A 20155-nucleotide genomic window follows, 5' to 3' on the forward strand; every position below is an offset into this window, starting at 1 on the left:
CTATAATGTTGTCCAATACGAAGCAAAAGGGAGCGGTGCGAAAGATGAGCGTGACAGAACATAAACGTGAGGCGAAAGAAAGGCTTTATGTGAAAGTCATTACGGTCAGTGATACAAGAACGAAAGATACAGATAAAAGCGGCCGTCTGATGATTGATTTGCTCAAAGAACAGGGACATCTTGTTCTTGCATACGATATTGTAAAAGATGATATAGGATCGATTCAAGACGCTGTGCTGGAGGGAACAAGCGAACCGAAAATAGATGCCGTCTTGTTAAATGGCGGCACAGGAATTGCTGCAAGGGATGTGACCATTGAAGCGATCACCCCTCTTTTTTCCAAGGAACTGCCTGGCTTTGGCGAAATCTTCCGCATGCTCAGTTATACAGAAGACATAGGTTCAGCTGCTATTTTATCCAGGGCAACGGCAGGGGTCGTCAATCAAAAGGCTGTCTTTGCCACGCCGGGATCTACCGGAGCCGTTCGTTTAGCCATGACCAAACTCGTGATTCCAGAGCTTCCTCATGTCTTACGAGAGCTTGAAAAGGATCAAAAATAGCCCAAAATGACTCTGCCAAGAAAATTTGGCAGAGTTTTTTTCATAAAGGGGTTGAAAAAACAATTTTTCCTTGTTACAGTGTATACATACTAAATGCATGTTTATAAATTAAAACTTATTTTTATGCAAAAACATTCACAGAATCAAAACAAGCGAGAGGAGCTTTTCAATCATGTCACAAAATAAAAAAGTCGTATTAGCATATTCCGGAGGTCTTGATACCTCTGTTGCAGTTAAATGGTTACAAGAGCAAGGATACGAAGTCGTTGCTTGCTGCTTGGACGTAGGTGAAGGAAAAGATTTAGCATTCGTTCAACAAAAAGCACTTCAAGTCGGAGCTGTTCAATCATACATGATTGACGCAAAAGAAGAATTTGCTGAAGAGTTTGCGCTCACTGCATTACAAGCACACACAATGTATGAAGGAAAATATCCACTAGTATCTGCCCTATCCCGCCCGCTTATTGCAAAAAAATTAGTGGAAGTGGCAGAAAAAGAAAATGCAGTAGCAGTTGCTCATGGATGTACTGGAAAAGGGAACGACCAAGTTCGTTTCGAAGTATCCATTAAAGCATTGAATCCAGACCTAGAAGTTCTTGCACCAGTGCGTGAATGGAAATGGTCTCGTGATGAAGAAATCGATTATGCACAAAAACACGGTATTCCAATCCCGATTAACTTAGACAGCCCATATTCAATCGACCAAAACCTTTGGGGCAGAAGTAACGAATGTGGCATTTTAGAAGATCCTTGGGCTGCGCCGCCAGAGGGTGCATACGATCTGACAAATCCACTTGAAAAAACGCCTGACACACCTGAAATCATTGAGATCACGTTTGAAAAAGGAAAACCGACTGCGATTGATGGTATCCAATATTCATTATCTGATCTCATCCTTCATTTAAATGAAGTCGCTGGTCAGCATGGTGTAGGCAGAATCGATCACGTTGAAAACCGTCTTGTCGGCATCAAATCCCGTGAAGTGTACGAGTGCCCAGGTGCTGTCACACTTCTTAAAGCACATAAAGAGCTTGAAGACTTAACGCTTGTCAAGGAAGTGGCACACTTTAAACCAATCGTTGAACAAAAAATGGCTGAATTAATATACAACGGCTTATGGTTCTCACCGCTTAAAGAAGCACTAGATGCATTCTTACAAGAAACACAGCAGAACGTAACGGGTGTTGTACGTGTGAAACTATTTAAAGGTCATGCCATTGTAGAAGGACGTAAATCACCATATTCACTTTATGATGAAAATCTAGCAACTTATACAAAAGCAGACGAATTCGATCATGATGCAGCTGTAGGATTTATTAACCTTTGGGGCTTACCGACAAAAGTAAACAGCATCGTGAATAAAAAGGAGCAGGTTAAAGCATGAAAAAGCTTTGGGGAGGCCGATTTCAAAAAACACCAGAAAAATGGGTCGATGAGTTTGGCGCGTCCATTCATTTCGACAAACAATTAGTCAAAGAAGATTTGACCGGCTCCCTTGCTCATGCAAGTATGCTGAATAAATGCGGTATCCTCGGCGATGAGGAGGCCGCTGCCATCAAAGACGGACTAAATACACTCATGAAAAAGGCAGAGGCGGATGAACTGGAATTCTCAGTAGATTATGAAGACATTCATTTAAACCTTGAAAAAATGCTCATTGATGAGATTGGTCCGCTTGGCGGCAAATTGCACACAGCGAGAAGCCGGAATGATCAGGTTGCAACCGATATGCACTTATATTTGAATAACCAAGTCGAGCATATTATTGAGCTGATCTCTTCTTTTCAAACGGTGCTTGTAGAAAAGGCAGAACAGCACGTTGAAACAATTTTTCCAGGATATACGCACCTGCAGCGTGCACAGCCTATTTCGTTTGCCCATCATATGCTCGCCTATTTTTGGATGCTTGAGCGTGACAAAGCGCGCTTTCAAGATTCATTGAAGCGAATTAACGTGTCTCCACTTGGATGCGGAGCGTTAGCAGGAACGACATTCCCGATTGATCGTGAATATACAGCAGAGCAGCTTGGCTTTGACCACATTTACGAAAACAGCCTCGATGGTGTGAGTGACCGGGACTTCATTTTAGAGTTTTTATCTAATAGCAGTCTTGTGATGATGCACCTCTCACGTTTTTGTGAGGAAATCATTTTATGGTGCTCGCAAGAATTTAAATTCATTGAACTCGATGACACGTATGCAACAGGCAGCAGCATGATGCCGCAGAAGAAAAACCCGGATATGGCTGAATTAATCCGCGGGAAAACAGGCCGCGTGTATGGCAACCTGATGGGGCTTCTCACGATTATGAAAGGCTTGCCGCTTACGTATAACAAAGACCTGCAAGAAGATAAAGAAGGCATGTTTGATACAGTGAAAACCATCGCTGGCAGCCTGCAAATTTTTACAGGCATGATTCAAACGATGACAGTGAACGAAGATGTCATGAAAAAGGCAACAAAAGAAGATTTCTCAAACGCGACAGAAGTGGCAGACTACCTTGCGAAAAAAGGCATGCCATTCCGTGAAGCACACGAAATCGTTGGCAAGCTTGTGTATACATGTATTCAAAAAGGCATCTATCTAAGTGATCTTCCTTTTGAAACATTTACAGAAGCAAGTGAGCTTTTTGAACAAGACATTTACACAGTTCTTGATCCATATGTTGCTGTTGAAAAAAGAACAAGTGCAGGCGGAACTGGATTCAAACAAATTCAGCTCGCTTTAGAAAAAGCAAAAACCTGCCTGGCATAACTTATCAAAACCATTCATTTATACGGATGGTTTTTTTGTCATGGAAAAAGGAGATTGATGATCATTGGAGAAATGAAAGCATACCTGCGTCAAGCAGAAGAGGGAGTGACAGCAGATCATGAAGAAAACGCTTGAGGCTTTGTTTCATCAACCAATCGTATCAGTGAAAACGTTAGGAGAACAATATGACGGACGGGTTAATGATGTGTGGCTGATCTCCTTACAAGATAAAACGGAATATGTAGTCAAATCTCCTAAAACTGCAAGAGAAGAAAGTGAATTTGTATTTGGGATCAAGATGATCTATGGAGTAGATGACCGTACTGTACAAGAGCATATCGATCAAATCAATCAAAAGCTGTCTCATATGAATTCCTTTCATATTCCAGAAGTTGTTCGTAAAGTGAAGAAGGCAGGGAGACATTTTTATGTAATGGAAAAAGTAGAAGGAACACCTTGTACATCTTTTGAGGGACGTTCATCAGACTTTTATAAGGATTATGGGAGGAAACTAGCACAACTTCATTCATATCGTACTGACTTTTTTGGTGCAGTCTACGGAGCTGAAAAGAAGCATTTGAGAGAATTCCATGCTGTGTTAAAAAAGGCTGTATCCAAACTCATAGACCGCTATTACGCTGATCAGCCTGAATTTCACTGTTATGCAGAAATTGTGCTGCAAAAGATTGAAAAGCTAAGGACGCCTGATTCAGCCAGTCTTATTTTAATTGATTTAGATCCGTCTCAATATATTGAAAATGATGATCTAGTGACGAGTTTAGTTGATACAGAATATGTCGTATATGGACCAGCTGCGTTTGATTTTATTGCATTGGAATACCTTTTGACGAAAGAAGCTGCCCGCAATGTTCAATTGGGTTATGAAGAGATTTGCCCGCTTCCTCGTGATCTTCATGAGGTGAGAGAGTGCTATCGTTTTGTTTCGCTGCTTCTCGATATCCATGGCTCATGGGATTTGAAAAAGTGGATGAATCACCCTATACTGTTTGACTCATATCGATAAAGGGTTCATAAGTGCGCCAGATGCCGGTTTATAGTAAAGTAAAAGATAAGATAAGAAACACGTGAACTTGCAACCTTTGCTTTAGGAGGAGATTGTGTGCGACACGCATTAATAACAGCGGGTTCTAAAGGACTTGGCCGGAAAGTCACCGAGTCTTTACTGAATATGGGGTATTCTGTGACAGTGAATTATCGAAGTGATGATGAAGCTGTCCGGCAGATGAAAGAAGAATTACAGCAGTACGAAGATAAGCTTCAATTTGTCCAAGGTGATGTGACAAAAAAAGAAGATTTAAAAAACATGGTAGAGCTGGCAGCAGAGCGATTTGGGCGGATTGATGCCCTGATTAACAATGCTGGCCCTTATATTTTTGAACGAAAAAAACTGGCGGATTATTCTGAGGATGAATGGTATCAAATGATGGAAGGCAACCTATCAGCAGTATTCCATTTGTTCCGAATGGTCATCCCAATGATGAGAAAACAAGGCTTTGGCCGCATTATCACTTATGGCTTCCAAGGTGCAGACCATGCGCCAGGCTGGATGCACAGATCAGCCTTTGGAGCGGCAAAAGTGGGTCTTGCGTCATTGACGAAAACCATTGCGATTGAAGAAGCCGAAAATGGTATCACGGCCAATATGGTGTGTCCAGGCAAAATCGTTGGAGACATGAAAGAATCGACAATAGAGGAAGCCCGCCAAATCAAAGACGATGAAACGCCGATAGGCAGGTCTGGCACTGGAGAGGATATAGGACGTATCATCTCATTTCTATGCGATGACCGTTCAGATCTTATTACAGGGACCGTCATTGAAGCAACAGGTGGTCTTAACGTGATTCACAGGCATTAAGTTTTTCAGCTTTTTATAGAGGGAATAAATGATATGAGATCAAAAATTGAAAGGTGGATATACTCACATGAAAGCTACATATCATGGACATTCAGTTGTACACATTGAAACAAACGGATACCATATTTGGATTGATCCATTTTTAAATGGAAATAAGCACACAGATATCAAACCGCAAGATGTGAAAGCGAATGTCATTTTACTGACACATGGACATGGAGATCACATCGGCGACACCATTGAAATTGCTAAAAACAATGATGCACTTGTTGTCGCGCCTTTCGAACTTGCCACGTATTTAAGCTGGCAAGGGGTGAAAACGCACCCGCTTTCTATTGGAGGCGGCCGTGAGTTTGAATTTGGTAAAGTGAAGCTCACGCAAGCGTTCCATGGTTCAGCTGTCATTGATGAAGAGGCACAGACGATTACGTATACAGGGATGCCATCAGGTATTTTATTTACCGCAGAGGGCAAAACCATTTATCATGCTGGAGACACTGCACTCTTTTCAGATATGAAGCTGATTGGTGAACTGAATCATATTGAGCTCGCATTCCTTCCAATTGGTGATAACTTCACGATGGGACCGGAGGATGCAAGAATCGCAGCAGAATGGCTGCGGGCAAAACAGGTCGTTCCGATTCACTACAGCACATTCCCGCCAATTGAACAGGATCCGCATGCATTTGCAGACAGCCTGCATGGCGGCGTCGGTCATGTGTTAAACAGCGGGGAATCAATCGAGATTTAATCCTCATATGAATAAAGCTGGCACACAAATGCCGGCTTTTTTTATTTGCCTTCATCTGCTGAAAGAAAAGACAAATTGCTATTAAAAGCCTCCTGCCCTTATAATGAAACATAGATGAAAACGCTGAAAACAAAAAGGGTGAACGGGATTGGCGACAAAGCATGAGCAAATTTTATCGTATATTGATTCATTAGATGTCGGGGAGAAAATCTCTGTCCGGCGCATAGCGAAAGAAATGAAAGTGAGTGAAGGCACCGCTTACCGGGCCATCAAAGATGCTGAAAATAAAGGATTCGTCAGTACCATTGAACGAGTCGGCACCATTCGAATTGAACAAAAGAAAAAAGAAAATATTGAAAAACTGACATATGCAGAAGTGGTCAATGTCATTGATGGCCAGGTCCTTGGAGGACGCGCCGGATTACATAAAACGTTAAACAAATTTGTCATTGGAGCGATGGAGCTGGACGCAATGATGCGCTATACGGCTGCTGGCAACCTGCTCATCGTCGGAAACCGGATCAATGCCCATAGGCAGGCATTAGAGGCAGGAGCGGCTGTGCTGGTCACAGGCGGATTCTCAACAGATGATGAAATCATTCAGCTCGCAGATGAGCTGGAGCTGCCGATTTTATCGACAAGCTACGATACATTTACCGTAGCGGCCCTCATTAACAGAGCCATTTATGACCAATTAATTAAAAAAGAAATTGTGCTTGTAGAAGATATTTTAACGCCGATTGAACGCACCGTGTATTTATCACCAGAGGATAAGCTTGAAAAATGGTATGAAAAGAATTATGAAACTGGCCACGGTCGTTTCCCGGTCGCAGATGATCAAATGAAGATTCACGGAATCCTCACCTCAAAGGATATTGCGGGGCATGACCGCTCCACACCGATTGAAAAAGTGATGACGAAAAATCCACTGACGGTCATTGGCAAAACATCTGTCGCCTCAGCTGCACAAATGATGGTGTGGGAAGGCATTGAGGTGCTGCCAGTTGTGGATGATCATGCGAAGCTGATCGGTATGATCAGCCGTCAGGATGTGCTCAAGGCGCTCCAAATGATTCAAAAGCAGCCGCAGGTCGGAGAAAAGCTGGATGATGTTGTCTCAAGAGGGTTTAAAGAAACCGATACAGAGAAACCAAAAGCGGATGCGGTTTATCAATACGAGGTTACCCCGCAAATGACGAATCAGCTTGGAAACATTTCATATGGGGTGTTCACACAAATTTTAATCGAATCTGCCAACCGCTTCTTAAAATCTCATAAAAAGGGCGAACTGATCGTCGAGAGTCTCTCTGTCTATTTCTTAAAACCGGTCCAAATGGAATCCACAATCCAGATTAAGCCGAATATTTTAGAAGTAGGGCGCAAGTTTGGAAAGCTGGAAGTGGAGGTTTATCACCAATCGAATATCGTAGGCAAAGCGATGCTGATGGTGCAGCTGATGGAGAGGGGATAATGATAAAAAGGGCGAACTTATGTCGCCCCTTTCCTTATTACGCGTGATCTTTTTCGCCTTCCTTTAAGAAGAGCGGAAGGTAATGCTTGTAGGCTTTATACCCAGCCCACGTACTGCCGATACCGACGGCAACAAAAATAAATCCGATGACAAATGCGAGTGACGAGCGGTTTAAAAATAATTGATTCACACCGAAGAGCAGGACAAAGCAGCCAAGTGCCATACTGGATTTCGCCGACCAGAATTTTTTCTCGACTGGCCGGTTCGTACGGACATTTTTTGCTTTGTAGTATAAATAAAACATGGCAGAACAAATAATAAACACAATCAAAACAAGCATGTGCCAAGCCTCCATTGTAAGTGGTTACAACCCTATTTTAAACGTAAATAGGCTTGCTTACTAGAATAAATTGTCTATTCCTCACTTTTCCGTCACGATAGATTATGATTTAATAATAAAAAGAGTATCGCATGAGAAGGAGTTTTTATGAAAAAAGAACTGATTAGAACCATATCATTATATGACACCATCATCATCCATAGACATGTAAGACCAGATCCTGATGCGTATGGATCGCAGTGCGGCCTTACGGAAATCTTGCGTGCCACCTATCCAGAAAAAAATATTTATGCGACAGGAACGCCTGAGCCATCCCTTTCATTTTTATATGAACTCGATGAGGTACCAGACGACGTGTATAAAGGGGCCCTTGTCATTGTCTGTGATACGGCCAATCAAGCAAGAATCGATGATCAGCGCTATTTAATGGGCGATAAGCTGATGAAAATCGACCATCACCCAAATGAAGATCCTTATGGTGATTTGCTTTGGGTGGATACAGAGGCAAGCTCTGTGAGCGAGATGATTTATGAATTGTACTTAGAGGGGAAAGAAGAAGGATATCAGCTGAATACAAAGGCGGCTGAATTGATCTATGCCGGCATTGTAGGAGACACAGGCCGCTTCCTTTTCCCAAACACAACGAAAAAGACACTCAAATATGCAGGTGAACTCATCGAATATCCATTTTCATCTTCAGATCTTTTCAATCAATTGTATGAGACAGATTTGAATGTCGTGAAATTAAATGGTTATATTTTTCAACATATTTCTTTGTCAGAGAACGGGGTTGCATCTGTTTTCATTAAGCGTGAAATTTTGGAATCGTTCCAAACAACAGCGCAGCAAGCCTCACAGCTTGTTGGGACACTAGGAAATATTGCAGGCATTAAGGCATGGGTCTTTTTTGTGGAAGAAAACGATCAGATTCGTGTTAGATTCCGCTCTAAAGGAGTCGTCATTAACACCATTGCGAAAAAATATCATGGCGGCGGCCACCCGCTTGCAGCCGGTGCGTCCATTTATGATTGGGCAGTAGCAGATGAGATTTTGCGTGATTTAGAGGAAGTATGTAAATCATCATCATAAGAGAGGAGGGATACTTAAGTCCCTTCTCTCTTTTTTGTCATGGAGAAAAGGGTTACTTGCATACAGGGATAAACCAGCAGCCGATGTCTGTTGAATCTTCATAGGCTTGGAGATTTTGATGCTTTAATTCTTTTTTAATTAAATGAGCCATCATTTCTGTCTCAGCATAGGCGCACATGCCGTCTTTGATCCGGCTTGCTTTGTCTCGTGCCATTTGACGATAGCTGTAAACCTCCATTGTCCTCACCTCTTTCTATTTAAGATTTCATTCTACTTTTAGTGTATAAAAATGAAGCGTGAAAAGCGATCATTGAGGGCAGAAATTCATAAAAATTCCACAACCTCCTTATTCAGCAAATGAAATACGTACTTCAAGTGAAAGCTTCGTATAAATTGTCAGCTCTGTCACTTTCGCGCGATATGCCTTTTCCCGAATGGTATATTCTTTATTTTCCACTGTCCGTTTTAGTAATTCCTTTGTTTTATAGACACTTTCAATATCCTTTGTAATGACTTCTGAGATATCCTCCTTGACCTGATCTTCAAACTTTAGCGTATCTGGCTCTGGGATTTTATACTGCTCACGATTCACGAGATGAACATCTACGCTTTGAATCAGCAGCCGCTTCTTATTATCCTCATTTAACTTATGCAAATCTTCCCGATAGAGTGTGATTTGTTCTTTTAGACTGTCCATATGATGCTGCTGGCTTCTCAGCAGTGTCACTTGCTTTTCCTGAAAGGTTCCGTATGTAAAGAGAAAAATGAGCCAGCTTACAATCGCACCAAACATCATTCCTGCAAAAAAACGCTGCCAGCCTGGGCGTTTATACAGCTCCGGCACCCTCATGATGACACATGCTCCTGGGTGAGCCACGTAATAATGAGATACCCCGTTTGTGCACCGCCCATGGCAGAGATAATTAATAAAATCTGCTTGAAAATATCACGCGTGTTTCCTTCGAAAATGCCTCGTTCAAAGCTATAAACAGCATCAAATGTTCCACCGATAGCGGCGACAAGCGCCCAAATCTTTAAACGGTTGGCAAGACTAGTAATAATGGATAAAGGCGGCTGACCAGATAAATACGCACCAACACCGCCTATGATAGCACCACCCAAAATGACTCCAAGGGCGATAAAATAACAGCTGATAAAATTCGGAATAAAAGCTTCCTTCACATCCATTTTGTCCACCTCACTCTATTCAATATATGGCGTGTGCTGGACAAGTATGAACGGTCAGAAAAGAAAGAACATTTGTTTCTCATCGCATCGCGTTTTATAATGAAAGAATGACTTTAGACGAAAGGAGTGGATTAAGCATGTCTTATGTTCATCTTCAGGTCCACAGTGGATACAGCTTGTTAAGCAGTGCAGCTAAAGTAAAGGAGCTTGTGCTGAAAGCAAAAGAACTTGGCTGCAAGGCGCTTGCTCTTACCGATGACCATGTGATGTATGGCACGGTTGAATTTTATAAGGAATGTAAAAAACATGGCATCAAGCCGGTTATCGGTTTAACAGCTTCTGTCTTCATAGATGAACAAGAGACAGAGGCTTATCCCTTGGTACTCCTTGCAAAAAACAATGAAGGCTATCAAAACCTGATCAAAATCAGCAGTGTGCTGAAATCAAAATCAAAAGCCGGATTGAAAGAGAAATGGCTCAAAAGCTATCACCGCGGGCTCATTGCCATCACACCAGGCGCATCTGGGTATATTGAAACGCTTTTGCAGCATGATCAGTTAGAAGAAGCGCGTGAAGCCGCCAAACAATTGAAGCATATATTCGGCGAGGGACATGTGTATATCGCACTTCAGCCATTTCAGCAGGACGAATCGCTCGCCGGCAAACTGCGGGACGTCTCACAAAGTACGGACATTCCTCTTGTTGCGACGGGTGATGTTCACTATATCAATCGAGAAGACAAAATGGCTTATACGTGCTTAAAGGCGATTAAAGCAGGTAAGCAGCTTTCAGAGATAGAGGAAGACCGAGGAGAAAAGCATTTCAAATCCTTTGATGAAATGTTGGAATGGTATAGAGATGATCGAGAGCTGCTGACAAGAACGGTGGAGATTGCAGACCGCTGTGAAGTCGATTTAAATCTTGGGCAGACAAAACTTCCATCCTATCCAACTCCTGATCAATCAACAGCAGATCAGTTTTTACGCAGAGTGTGCGCAGAAGGGATGAAGCAAAGAAAGATTGCTTCAAATGACATGTATGTTAAAAGGCTTGAATATGAGCTGAGCATTATCCAAAAAATGAATTTCAGTGATTATTTTCTCATTGTGTGGGATTTTATGAAGTATGCGCATGACAAAGGGATTGTCACAGGCCCTGGACGGGGATCAGCAGCGGGTTCACTTGTTGCTTATGTTCTGTTTATTACGGATGTCGATCCGATCCGTCACGGTCTTTTATTTGAGCGTTTCTTAAATCCAGAGCGGATCAGTATGCCAGATATAGATATTGATTTCCCCGATACGAGAAGAGATGAAATCATTTCTTATGTAAAAGACAAATACGGAGACATGCATGTGGCGCAAATTGTCACGTTTGGAACACTTGCAGCAAAAGCTGCTTTAAGGGATGTTGGACGTGTGATGGGAATTGATTCAAAAGCAGCGGACCGTCTTGCCAAGCTGATTCCATCAAAGCCAGGAACGACGCTGAAAGAAGCGGTGACTGCATCTTCTGAATTAAAAACGATGCTTCAGCAATCCGAAGAGCTTCGAAAGGTCTTCCAAACTGCTTTAAAAGTAGAGGGCTTGCCAAGACACACCTCGACACATGCAGCCGGCGTGGTGCTGAGCGAAGAGCCGCTGACAGAGGTCGTTCCGATTCAAGACGGCCATGAAGGTGTGTATTTAACGCAGTACGCCATGAATTATTTAGAAGACCTTGGACTTTTAAAGATGGATTTCTTAGGGCTCAGAAACTTAACATTAATTGAATCCATTAAAAACCAGATTGAAAGACAGGAAAACGTCCACATTAACTTTAGTGACATTTCATACGAGGATCAGAAAACGTTTGAATTGTTATCCGCCGGAGATACAACTGGAATATTCCAGCTTGAATCACAGGGAATGCGACAGGTGCTGAGACGCCTGAAGCCGTCTAGTTTAGAAGATATCGTGGCGGTCAATGCCCTCTATCGTCCAGGTCCAATGGAAAATATCCCGCTTTTTATCGACCGAAAGCATGGCAGAGTCAAGGTCTCCTATCCTCATCCTGATTTGTATGACATATTAAAGGATACATATGGGGTCATCGTCTATCAGGAGCAAATCATGCTGATTGCAGCGAAGATGGCTGGTTTTCAGCTGGGCGAGGCAGATCTATTAAGAAGAGCTGTTTCGAAGAAGGATAAAAAGGTCCTTGATGAAGAGCGAAGCCATTTTGTTGAAGGATGCCTAAAAAAGGAGTATCCTGTTAACATTGCAAATGACGTTTATGACTTAATCGTCAAATTTGCAAACTATGGTTTTAATAGAAGCCATGCTGTTGCATATAGCATGATTGGCTTTCAGCTTGCTTATTTAAAAGCGCATTATCCGTTATATTTTATGTGCGGTCTTTTAACGAGTGTAATTGGAAATGAAGACAAAGTTGCTCAATATTTCTATGAGGCGAAGGAAAAAGGGATATCTGTGTTGAAGCCTTCTATTAATAAGAGTGAGTTTCCATTTACGGTTGAAAAAGGGGAGATCCGCTACAGCTTAAGAGCGATCAAAAATGTCGGAGTGTCAGCTGTAAAGGATATATACAGAGCAAGACAGGAAAAGCCGTTTGAAGATTTATTTGATTTTTGCGCAAGAGTATCACCAAAGAGTGTCAACCGAAAAACGATTGAAGCGCTCATTTTTTCAGGGGCGATGGATGAATTTTATCCCAATCGTGCTTCGTTATTAGCATCGATAGATATTGCGTTAGACCACGTGTCATTTTTAAATCCAGAGGATCAGCTGGACTTTCTTGGGGATACAACCTTCTCCATTAAGCCAAAATATGCGGAGATAGAAGAAATGCCGCTTGTTGACCTCCTGCAATTTGAAAAAGAGGCACTCGGGTTATATTTATCAAATCATCCAGTACAAGCGTACCGAGACCGCTTAAGAGAGAATGGTGCAGTGGAAATCATCAGACTTTCTTCCTATATAAAGCGTAAAATCTCAATGGGTGGTCTTTTGACAAAAGTGAAATCGATTCGGACAAAAAATGGACAATCGATGGCATTTGTTACATTTGGGGATGAAACGGGAGAAATGGAAGGCGTCGTCTTTCCAGAGCAATTTAGAAAGCTGTCCCCCTTACTTGAGGAGGGCACCATGCTTTATGTTGAAGGCAGAGTAGAGGTCAGAAATGACAGCAGTCAAATCATCGTGCAAGAAGCTGCTTTGCTGGAAGAGATGGACGCAAAAAGAAAAGAGTCTGTCTACATTCGGGTCAAAGAAGAGAATCATACGCAGGAGCTGCTAGAGCAAGTAAAACGAGTCCTCTCGATGCACAGCGGAGAAGCAGATGTCTATTTGTATTATGAGAAGCAAAAAAAGACGATGAGACTTCCAGATGCATACAAAGTTCATGCAAATCATGCTGTGATTTTCCAGTTAAAAGAGCTGCTAGGTGAACAAAACGTTGTGATTAAATGATGACAAATCGCCTGAATATGTTTTACAAATTCACCTATTGTGTTATCATTTTAAAGATTCTGTGTATTTAAAACTGCCAGTATGTGCTTATCAACTTAGCAAATCATTAAATCATTTTCCACTTGAAGGAGTGTTCATCACATGTCATTAAGAGAAGAAGCATTACATATGCACAAAGAGAATCAAGGCAAACTCGAATCAAAATCAAAAGTACAAGTGAAAAATGCGAAAGACTTGAGCTTGGCTTATTCACCTGGTGTTGCAGAACCATGTAAAGATATTTATGACGACACAAGCAAAGTGTATGATTATACAATGAAAGGCAATATGGTCGCTGTTGTCACAGACGGAAGCGCTGTTTTAGGGCTTGGAAATATTGGTGCAGAAGCATCTCTTCCAGTAATGGAAGGGAAAGCTGTATTATTCAAAAGTTTTGCAGGCGTGGATGCTTTCCCAATCGCGCTTGCAACGAACGATGTTGACAAAATCGTTGAAACAGTGAAGCTTCTTGAGCCGACTTTTGGCGGTGTGAACCTTGAAGATATTGCAGCACCTAACTGCTTTATCATCGAAGAGCGCTTGAAAAAAGAGACAAACATTCCAGTTTTCCACGATGATCAGCACGGAACAGCCATTGTGACAGTAGCAGGACTTGTGAATGCACTGAAGCTATCTGGAAAATCCATGTCTTCAATCAAAGTAGTGGCAAACGGCGCCGGGGCAGCAGGAATTGCGATTATCAAACTTCTTTATCATTTCGGTGTACGTGATATCATTATGTGTGATACGAAAGGTGCTATTTACGAAGGCCGCCCGAACGGTATGAATGCAGTGAAAAACGAAGTAGCTAAATTCACGAACCAAGACCGCAAAGAAGGTTCATTAGAAGAAGTCATTGAAGGTGCAGACGTCTTTATCGGGGTTTCTGTAGCAGGCGCTTTAACAAAAGAAATGGTTGGAAAAATGGCAAAAGATCCTGTCATCTTTGCTATGGCTAATCCAAATCCAGAGATCATGCCAGAAGATGCACATGCAGCAGGTGCAAGTGTTGTAGGAACTGGCCGTTCTGACTTCCCGAACCAAGTGAACAACGTACTGGCATTCCCAGGAATTTTCCGCGGAGCATTAGATGTACGTGCGACTCACATTAACGAAGAAATGAAAATCGCAGCTGTTGAAGCGATTGCGTCTCTTGTTTCAGATGAAGAATTGTCAGCTGAATATGTCATCCCTGCACCATTTGATGCACGCGTAGCACCAGCGGTAGCAAAAGCGGTGGCAAAAGCAGCAATGGAAACTGGCGTTGCAAGAATCAAGGTCGACCCAGAAGCTGTCGCTGAAAAAACAAGAAAATTAACGATTATCGGCGAATAATCAACTGGAAAAGTGTGCACGTTCTTTCTGAAACTGGAGGAAAAACGTGCACCATTTCCTCTCTTATGCGAAAAATTTTTCATCCGGAATGAGATTTTTTTGTAGACGTTCACAATTCAAACATATCAACTGCTCAGCGCCCCAAACACATACTCATTTCTCATCAATTCCCCACTGAAAAAATTGAATGAAGGATGACAGCGTTTGACAAAAAAAGTACAATAGTTTCGGTACAGTTATGACATGTCCTATAATAGTGGATGTGCGTGTAAAGAAAAAACCCTTCAAAAAGGGAGGTAGTCATTTGTCAATCAAGAATATTTTCAGTAAAAAGAAAAAATATGCATCTGTACCCTCTGAACAGGCAAGTCAAGATGTGCCTGAAGGCATCATGACCAAATGTCCGCAATGTAAAAAAATAATGCTCACCAAAGAACTAGATAAAAATTTACGTGTTTGTATGAATTGCGGCAGACATTTGCAAATGAATGCAAAACAGCGTATTGAAAGCCTTGTAGATGAAGGCACATTTGAAGAATTTAACGGGCACCTCATTTCAGCAAACCCGCTCGGTTTCCCAGGCTACGAAGAAAAGCTTGAGAAAGACAGAGAAAAGACATCTTTGAATGAAGCCATTGTCACAGGTAAAGGTGAAATTGAAGGCCAAAGTGCTGTGATTGCTGTCATGGATGCCACGTTCCGTATGGGCAGCATGGGATCCGTTGTTGGTGAAAAGATCACGCTGGCGATCGAGAAAGCAAAAGCGGACAAGGTGCCATTTATTATCTTTACTGCATCTGGCGGAGCGAGAATGCAAGAGGGAATTCTTAGTCTCATGCAGATGGCAAAAACAAGTTCAGCATTAAAACTGTTCAGCGAGGATCAAGGTTTGATTATCTCTGTGATGACGAACCCAACAACTGGCGGTGTATCAGCTAGTTTTGCGTCTCTCGGTGATTACAATTTTGCAGAACCTGGTGCTTTAATTGGTTTTGCAGGACGAAGAATCATTGAACAAACGATTCGTGAAGACCTGCCAGAGGACTTCCAGACGGCTGAATTTTTAATGAAGCATGGACAGCTTGATGCTGTCATCCATCGTGCAGAAATGAAAGAAACACTAGGCCGAATCTTAGCACTACACAGCACAGGAGGTGAACGAGAGTGGCTGGAGAACTAGAATTTGAAAAACCTGTCATTGAACTTCGAGCGAAAATTGATGAACTGAAAAAGTTCACACAAAACTCAGAAATGGATTTAAGTGCAGAAATTGAGCGCCTTGAAACACGTCTGAGCAAGCTTGAAGCAGACATTTATACAAATTTAAAGCCGTGGGACAGAGTGCAGATTGCTCGGCATGCGATGCGCCCAACAACTCTCGATTACATTCAAGAGCTGTTTGACAACTTTTTCGAATGTCACGGTGACCGTTTTTATGGTGATGATGAAGCGATCGTTGGAGGAATTGCCACGTTTAAAGGGCTTCCTGTCACTGTTATTGGCCATCAGCGCGGTAAAGATACAAAAGAAAACTTGCGCCGTAATTTCGGAATGCCTCATCCAGAAGGCTATCGTAAAGCGCTGCGCTTGATGAAACAAGCAGATAAATTTAATCGCCCGATCATTTGCTTTATTGATACAAAAGGAGCTTATCCTGGTAAAGCAGCTGAAGAGCGCGGACAAAGTGAAGCAATTGCGAAAAACCTATTCGAAATGGCAGGACTTCGTGTACCAGTTGTCTGTATTGTCATTGGAGAAGGCGGAAGCGGCGGCGCACTAGGCTTAGGCGTAGGAAACCACCTATTCATGCTAGAAAACTCAACGTATTCAGTGATTTCACCTGAAGGTGCAGCAGCGCTGCTCTGGAAGGACTCATCACTTGCGAAAAAAGCTGCAGAATCAATGAAAATTACCGCTCCAGACCTAAAAGAATTAGATATTATAGATGATGTTATTAAAGAAGTGCAAGGTGGAGCACATCGAGACGTGAAACAACAAGCAGCTTACATGGAAAAAACATTAAAACAGTCACTTACATCTTTGCTCAAACTAACACCTGAAGAACTAGTCGAACAAAGATATGAAAAATATAAAGCAATCGGGAAAGTATCGATTGAAAATCAATATATTGGGGTAAACTAAATAAACGTACAGCCATTTTGGCTGGCGTTTATTTTTTTTCATCTTTTTTCATGAAAACCGACTTCATGTAAGCGCTATTTGAAAATAATTTTCTTTTGTTTTCATAAAATTTGAAACGTCTGAAAACCTTGATATGATAAGGTTTATAGCACCTCCCTTCACAGATTTCAGAGAGATTTGCTTTCATGACGTTCTTAACTTTTGTTTAAAAACGGTTTATTTAATTGTATAATAAGTAGGGTTTTAGAAATTCGTATTGAAAACATCCAAATTTGCTCATGATTGTTTTCAAGCAGTGGAAATGGTATGTTTAATTCATATATGGTCTCTGAGGTGAAAAAGATGAAGCGTATAGGAGTTTTAACAAGCGGTGGGGATTCCCCAGGAATGAATGCAGCTGTGCGCGCAGTTGTAAGGAAAGCAATTTACCATAATGTTGAAGTTTACGGTATTTATAATGGATACTCAGGTCTAATTAACGGTAAAATTGAGAAACTCGAAATAGGTTCAGTAGGCGATATCATTCATCGTGGAGGAACAAAACTTTACACGGCAAGATGTCCTGAATTCAAGACAGTTGAAGGTCGTGAAAAAGGAATTGAAAACTTAAAAAAATTCGGTATTGAAGGACTTGTAGTCATTGGTGGAGACGGGTCATTTATGGGAGCGAAGAAATTAACAGAGCTCGGTTTTCCATGTGTAGGTGTTCCAGGCACGATTGACAACGATATTCCAGGTACTGATTTCACTATTGGCTTTGATACAGCACTGAATACTGTCATTGATGCCATTGATAAAATTCGTGATACAGCCACATCTCATGAACGTACATACGTAGTGGAAGTAATGGGAAGACATGCTGGTGATATTGCCCTTTGGTCAGGTCTTGCGGGCGGAGCCGAATCTATTTTGATTCCTGAAGCAGACTATGACATGGACGAAATTATTGCTAGGTTAAGAAGAGGTCACGAACGCGGCAAGAAGCATAGTATCATCATCGTTGCAGAAGGCGTAGGCAGCGGTGTTGAATTTGGTAAGCGGATTGAAGAGGAGACAAGCCTTGAAACACGTGTATCTGTCTTAGGGCATATTCAGCGCGGAGGTTCTCCGAGTGCGTTTGACCGAGTGCTGGCAAGCCGTTTAGGAGCATATGCAGTTGAGCTTCTTCTTGAAGGACAAGGCGGACGCTGTGTAGGCATTCAAAGCAATGAACTCGTTCATCACGATATTTTAGAAATCTTAGATAAAAAACATACAGTCGATAAAAATATGTACCGACTTTCACAAGAGCTCTCTATATAAAACGAGAAGACCTTAGGAGGAACAGTAATGAGAAAGACAAAAATCGTTTGTACAATCGGTCCAGCAAGTGAAAGCATTGAAAAGCTGACTGAATTGATTGAAGCAGGAATGAATGTAGCCAGACTCAACTTCTCCCATGGAGATTTTGAAGAGCATGGTGCACGCATTGAAAACATACGTAAAGCAGGTAAAACATTAGGCAAGGACATTGCGATCCTTCTAGATACAAAAGGTCCAGAGATCCGTACACGTACAGTTGAAAACGGCTCAATTGAGCTAGTCGCTGGTGCTGATCTTATCGTGAGTATGGAAGACATTGTTGGAAATACGGAAAAAATTAGTGTGACATACGAAGATTTAATTCATGATGTAGAAGTAGGCTCAACGATTCTATTAGATGATGGTCTGATTGGTTTAGAAGTAAAAGAAATTAACAAGGACCGCAAAGAAATCGTCACTAAAGTCATGAATACAGGCACGCTCAAAAACAAAAAAGGCGTCAACATACCTGGCGTCAGTGTGAACCTGCCAGGTATTACAGAAAAGGATGCCAATGATATTCTGTTTGGAATTGAACAAGGCGTCGATTTCATCGCAGCTTCTTTTGTGAGACGAGCTTCTGATGTTCTTGAAATTCGTGAGCTTCTTGAAAAGAACAATGCGACTGATATTCAAATCATCCCTAAGATTGAAAACCAAGAGGGTGTTGATAACATCGACGAGATCCTTGAGGTATCTGACGGTTTAATGGTTGCGCGTGGAGATCTTGGTGTAGAGATCCCGGCAGAAGAAGTACCGCTTGTTCAAAAAATGCTGATCAAAAAATGCAATCGTTTAGGCAAGCCTGTCATCACAGCGACTCAAATGCTGGACAGCATGCAGCGTAACCCACGTCCTACCCGTGCGGAAGCAAGTGACGTGGCAAATGCTATTTTTGACGGCACAGATGCGATAATGCTTTCTGGTGAAACAGCAGCAGGAACATATCCAGTAGAAGCCGTACAAACAATGCATAACATTGCATCACGTTCAGAAGAAGCACTAAACTATAAAGCCATTCTTTCTCGCAGAAGCGAAGAAGTAGAAGTCAGCATTACAGACGCGATTGGTCAATCTGTTGCACATACAGCAATGAAGCTTGATGTAGCAGCCATTGTGACACCGACAGAAAGCGGACATACAGCAAGAATGATTTCAAAATATAGACCAAAAGCACCAATCGTAGCAGTTACTGCAAACGAATCAGTGGCGAGAAAGCTTTCACTCGTATTCGGTGTATTTGCAAAGAGCGGATCAAAAACGACATCTACTGATGAAATGCTTGAGAATGCGGTAGAAAAGTCAATTGAAACAGGCTATGTAAGACACGGCGATTTAATCGTGATTACAGCAGGTGTGCCAGTTGGTGAAACAGGTACGACGAACTTAATGAAAGTATATGTTGTCGGTGACATCATTGCGAAAGGTCAAGGTATTGGCCGTAAATCTGCATTTGGACCGGTTGTCATTGCACAAAGCGGAAAAGAAGCAGAAGAAAAAATGTACGATGGTGCGATCCTGGTTGCAAACTGCACAGATCGTGATATGATGGGAGCTTTAGAAAAAGCATCTGCCCTTATCACAGAAGAAGGCGGTTTAACAAGCCATGCAGCAGTTGTTGGACTAAGCCTCGGCATTCCAGTGATTGTTGGTCTTGACAGCGCAACGACACTATTAAAAGAAGGCGAAGAGATTACAGTAGATCCAGCACGCGGAGCGATCTACAAAGGCCGTGCAAGCGTCCTTTAAATCATACTAGAGGGGAGTTGTCTGACTCCTCTCTTTTTTTATGTTAC

18 protein-coding genes are annotated in these 20155 nt (G+C 42.0%); 14 read left to right on the top strand and 4 right to left on the bottom strand.

Going from position 1 to position 20155, the window contains the following annotated elements; genetic code table 11:
- Window positions 1-44 precede the first annotated feature (44 nt).
- The 7 genes from BA81_RS00730 (at window position 45) to BA81_RS00760 (ending at window position 7412) form a co-directional block, all read left to right on the top strand.
- Window positions 45-560, top strand: coding sequence for a MogA/MoaB family molybdenum cofactor biosynthesis protein (locus BA81_RS00730; RefSeq protein WP_024426150.1), 516 nt, complete (start codon window positions 45-47; stop codon window positions 558-560).
- Window positions 561-732: 172 nt separating this feature from the next.
- The gene (locus BA81_RS00735) at window positions 733-1944 is read left to right on the top strand and encodes an argininosuccinate synthase (protein WP_024424806.1); all 1212 of its coding nucleotides are present in this window, start codon (window positions 733-735) and stop codon (window positions 1942-1944) included.
- Entirely contained in the window at window positions 1941-3314 is a 1374-nt protein-coding gene (argH, locus tag BA81_RS00740) for an argininosuccinate lyase (RefSeq protein WP_034279618.1), read from the top strand. The genes BA81_RS00735 and argH overlap by 4 nt, the downstream gene beginning before the upstream one ends.
- Before the next feature lie 118 nt (window positions 3315-3432).
- On the top strand, window positions 3433-4338 hold the full coding sequence (locus BA81_RS00745) for a phosphotransferase (protein WP_034279621.1): 906 nt from the start codon (window positions 3433-3435) through the stop codon (window positions 4336-4338).
- A 96-nt stretch (window positions 4339-4434) separates the two neighbouring features.
- Window positions 4435-5190 carry an SDR family oxidoreductase gene (locus tag BA81_RS00750; protein WP_034279624.1) on the top strand — a complete coding sequence of 252 codons (756 nt, stop codon included), beginning with the start codon at window positions 4435-4437 and terminating at the stop codon, window positions 5188-5190.
- Between the two features lie 67 nt (window positions 5191-5257).
- Window positions 5258-5941: a metal-dependent hydrolase gene (locus tag BA81_RS00755; protein WP_034279627.1), complete on the top strand. Its 684-nt coding sequence runs from the start codon at window positions 5258-5260 to the stop codon at window positions 5939-5941.
- 148 nt (window positions 5942-6089) lie between these two features.
- Window positions 6090-7412 carry a CBS domain-containing protein gene (locus tag BA81_RS00760; protein WP_034279630.1) on the top strand — a complete coding sequence of 441 codons (1323 nt, stop codon included), beginning with the start codon at window positions 6090-6092 and terminating at the stop codon, window positions 7410-7412.
- A 37-nt stretch (window positions 7413-7449) separates the two neighbouring features.
- Here the strand turns inward: BA81_RS00760 and BA81_RS00765 are convergent, their stop codons facing one another.
- Window positions 7450-7752 carry a YtpI family protein gene (locus BA81_RS00765; RefSeq protein WP_003216665.1) on the bottom strand — a complete coding sequence of 101 codons (303 nt, stop codon included), beginning with the start codon at window positions 7750-7752 and terminating at the stop codon, window positions 7450-7452.
- 147 nt (window positions 7753-7899) lie between these two features.
- Between BA81_RS00765 and BA81_RS00770 the strand changes: the two genes are divergently transcribed.
- Window positions 7900-8841, top strand: coding sequence for a DHH family phosphoesterase (locus BA81_RS00770; protein ID WP_024424800.1), 942 nt, complete (start codon window positions 7900-7902; stop codon window positions 8839-8841).
- 52 nt (window positions 8842-8893) lie between these two features.
- Here BA81_RS00770 and BA81_RS00775 read toward each other — a convergent pair whose 3' ends face one another.
- The 3 genes from BA81_RS00775 to ytrH all read right to left on the bottom strand — a co-directional run bounded on the left by BA81_RS00775 (window position 8894) and on the right by ytrH (window position 10029).
- Window positions 8894-9079, bottom strand: a complete 186-nt coding sequence (locus tag BA81_RS00775) for a YtzJ family protein (protein ID WP_003216400.1) — start codon at window positions 9077-9079, stop codon at window positions 8894-8896.
- A 108-nt stretch (window positions 9080-9187) separates the two neighbouring features.
- Window positions 9188-9691: a sporulation membrane protein YtrI gene (gene ytrI / locus BA81_RS00780; protein WP_003216226.1), complete on the bottom strand. Its 504-nt coding sequence runs from the start codon at window positions 9689-9691 to the stop codon at window positions 9188-9190.
- Window positions 9688-10029, bottom strand: a complete 342-nt coding sequence (gene ytrH, locus BA81_RS00785; RefSeq protein WP_024424798.1) for a sporulation membrane protein YtrH — start codon at window positions 10027-10029, stop codon at window positions 9688-9690. The genes ytrI and ytrH overlap by 4 nt, the downstream gene beginning before the upstream one ends.
- Before the next feature lie 137 nt (window positions 10030-10166).
- On the opposite strand from ytrH, the gene dnaE reads away from it, so the two are divergent.
- From dnaE to pyk, 6 genes are all read left to right on the top strand, one after another.
- Window positions 10167-13502, top strand: coding sequence for a DNA polymerase III subunit alpha (gene dnaE / locus BA81_RS00790; protein WP_034279637.1), 3336 nt, complete (start codon window positions 10167-10169; stop codon window positions 13500-13502).
- Window positions 13503-13643: 141 nt separating this feature from the next.
- Complete coding sequence (gene ystJ, locus BA81_RS00795; protein ID WP_025092260.1) at window positions 13644-14876, top strand: NADP-dependent malic enzyme; 1233 nt, start codon at window positions 13644-13646, stop codon at window positions 14874-14876.
- 304 nt (window positions 14877-15180) lie between these two features.
- Window positions 15181-16056 carry an acetyl-CoA carboxylase, carboxyltransferase subunit beta gene (gene accD / locus BA81_RS00800; protein ID WP_034279640.1) on the top strand — a complete coding sequence of 292 codons (876 nt, stop codon included), beginning with the start codon at window positions 15181-15183 and terminating at the stop codon, window positions 16054-16056.
- The gene (gene accA, locus BA81_RS00805) at window positions 16041-17018 is read left to right on the top strand and encodes an acetyl-CoA carboxylase carboxyl transferase subunit alpha (RefSeq protein ID WP_024424795.1); all 978 of its coding nucleotides are present in this window, start codon (window positions 16041-16043) and stop codon (window positions 17016-17018) included. Before accD ends, accA begins: the two co-directional genes overlap by 16 nt.
- Before the next feature lie 342 nt (window positions 17019-17360).
- Entirely contained in the window at window positions 17361-18320 is a 960-nt protein-coding gene (pfkA, locus tag BA81_RS00810) for a 6-phosphofructokinase (RefSeq protein ID WP_024424794.1), read from the top strand.
- Between the two features lie 27 nt (window positions 18321-18347).
- On the top strand, window positions 18348-20108 hold the full coding sequence (gene pyk / locus BA81_RS00815) for a pyruvate kinase (protein ID WP_024426143.1): 1761 nt from the start codon (window positions 18348-18350) through the stop codon (window positions 20106-20108).
- The last annotated feature ends 47 nt before the right edge of the window (window positions 20109-20155 follow it).

It is taken from the genome of Bacillus safensis FO-36b (assembly GCF_000691165.1).
Lineage (GTDB): Bacteria > Bacillota > Bacilli > Bacillales > Bacillaceae > Bacillus > Bacillus safensis.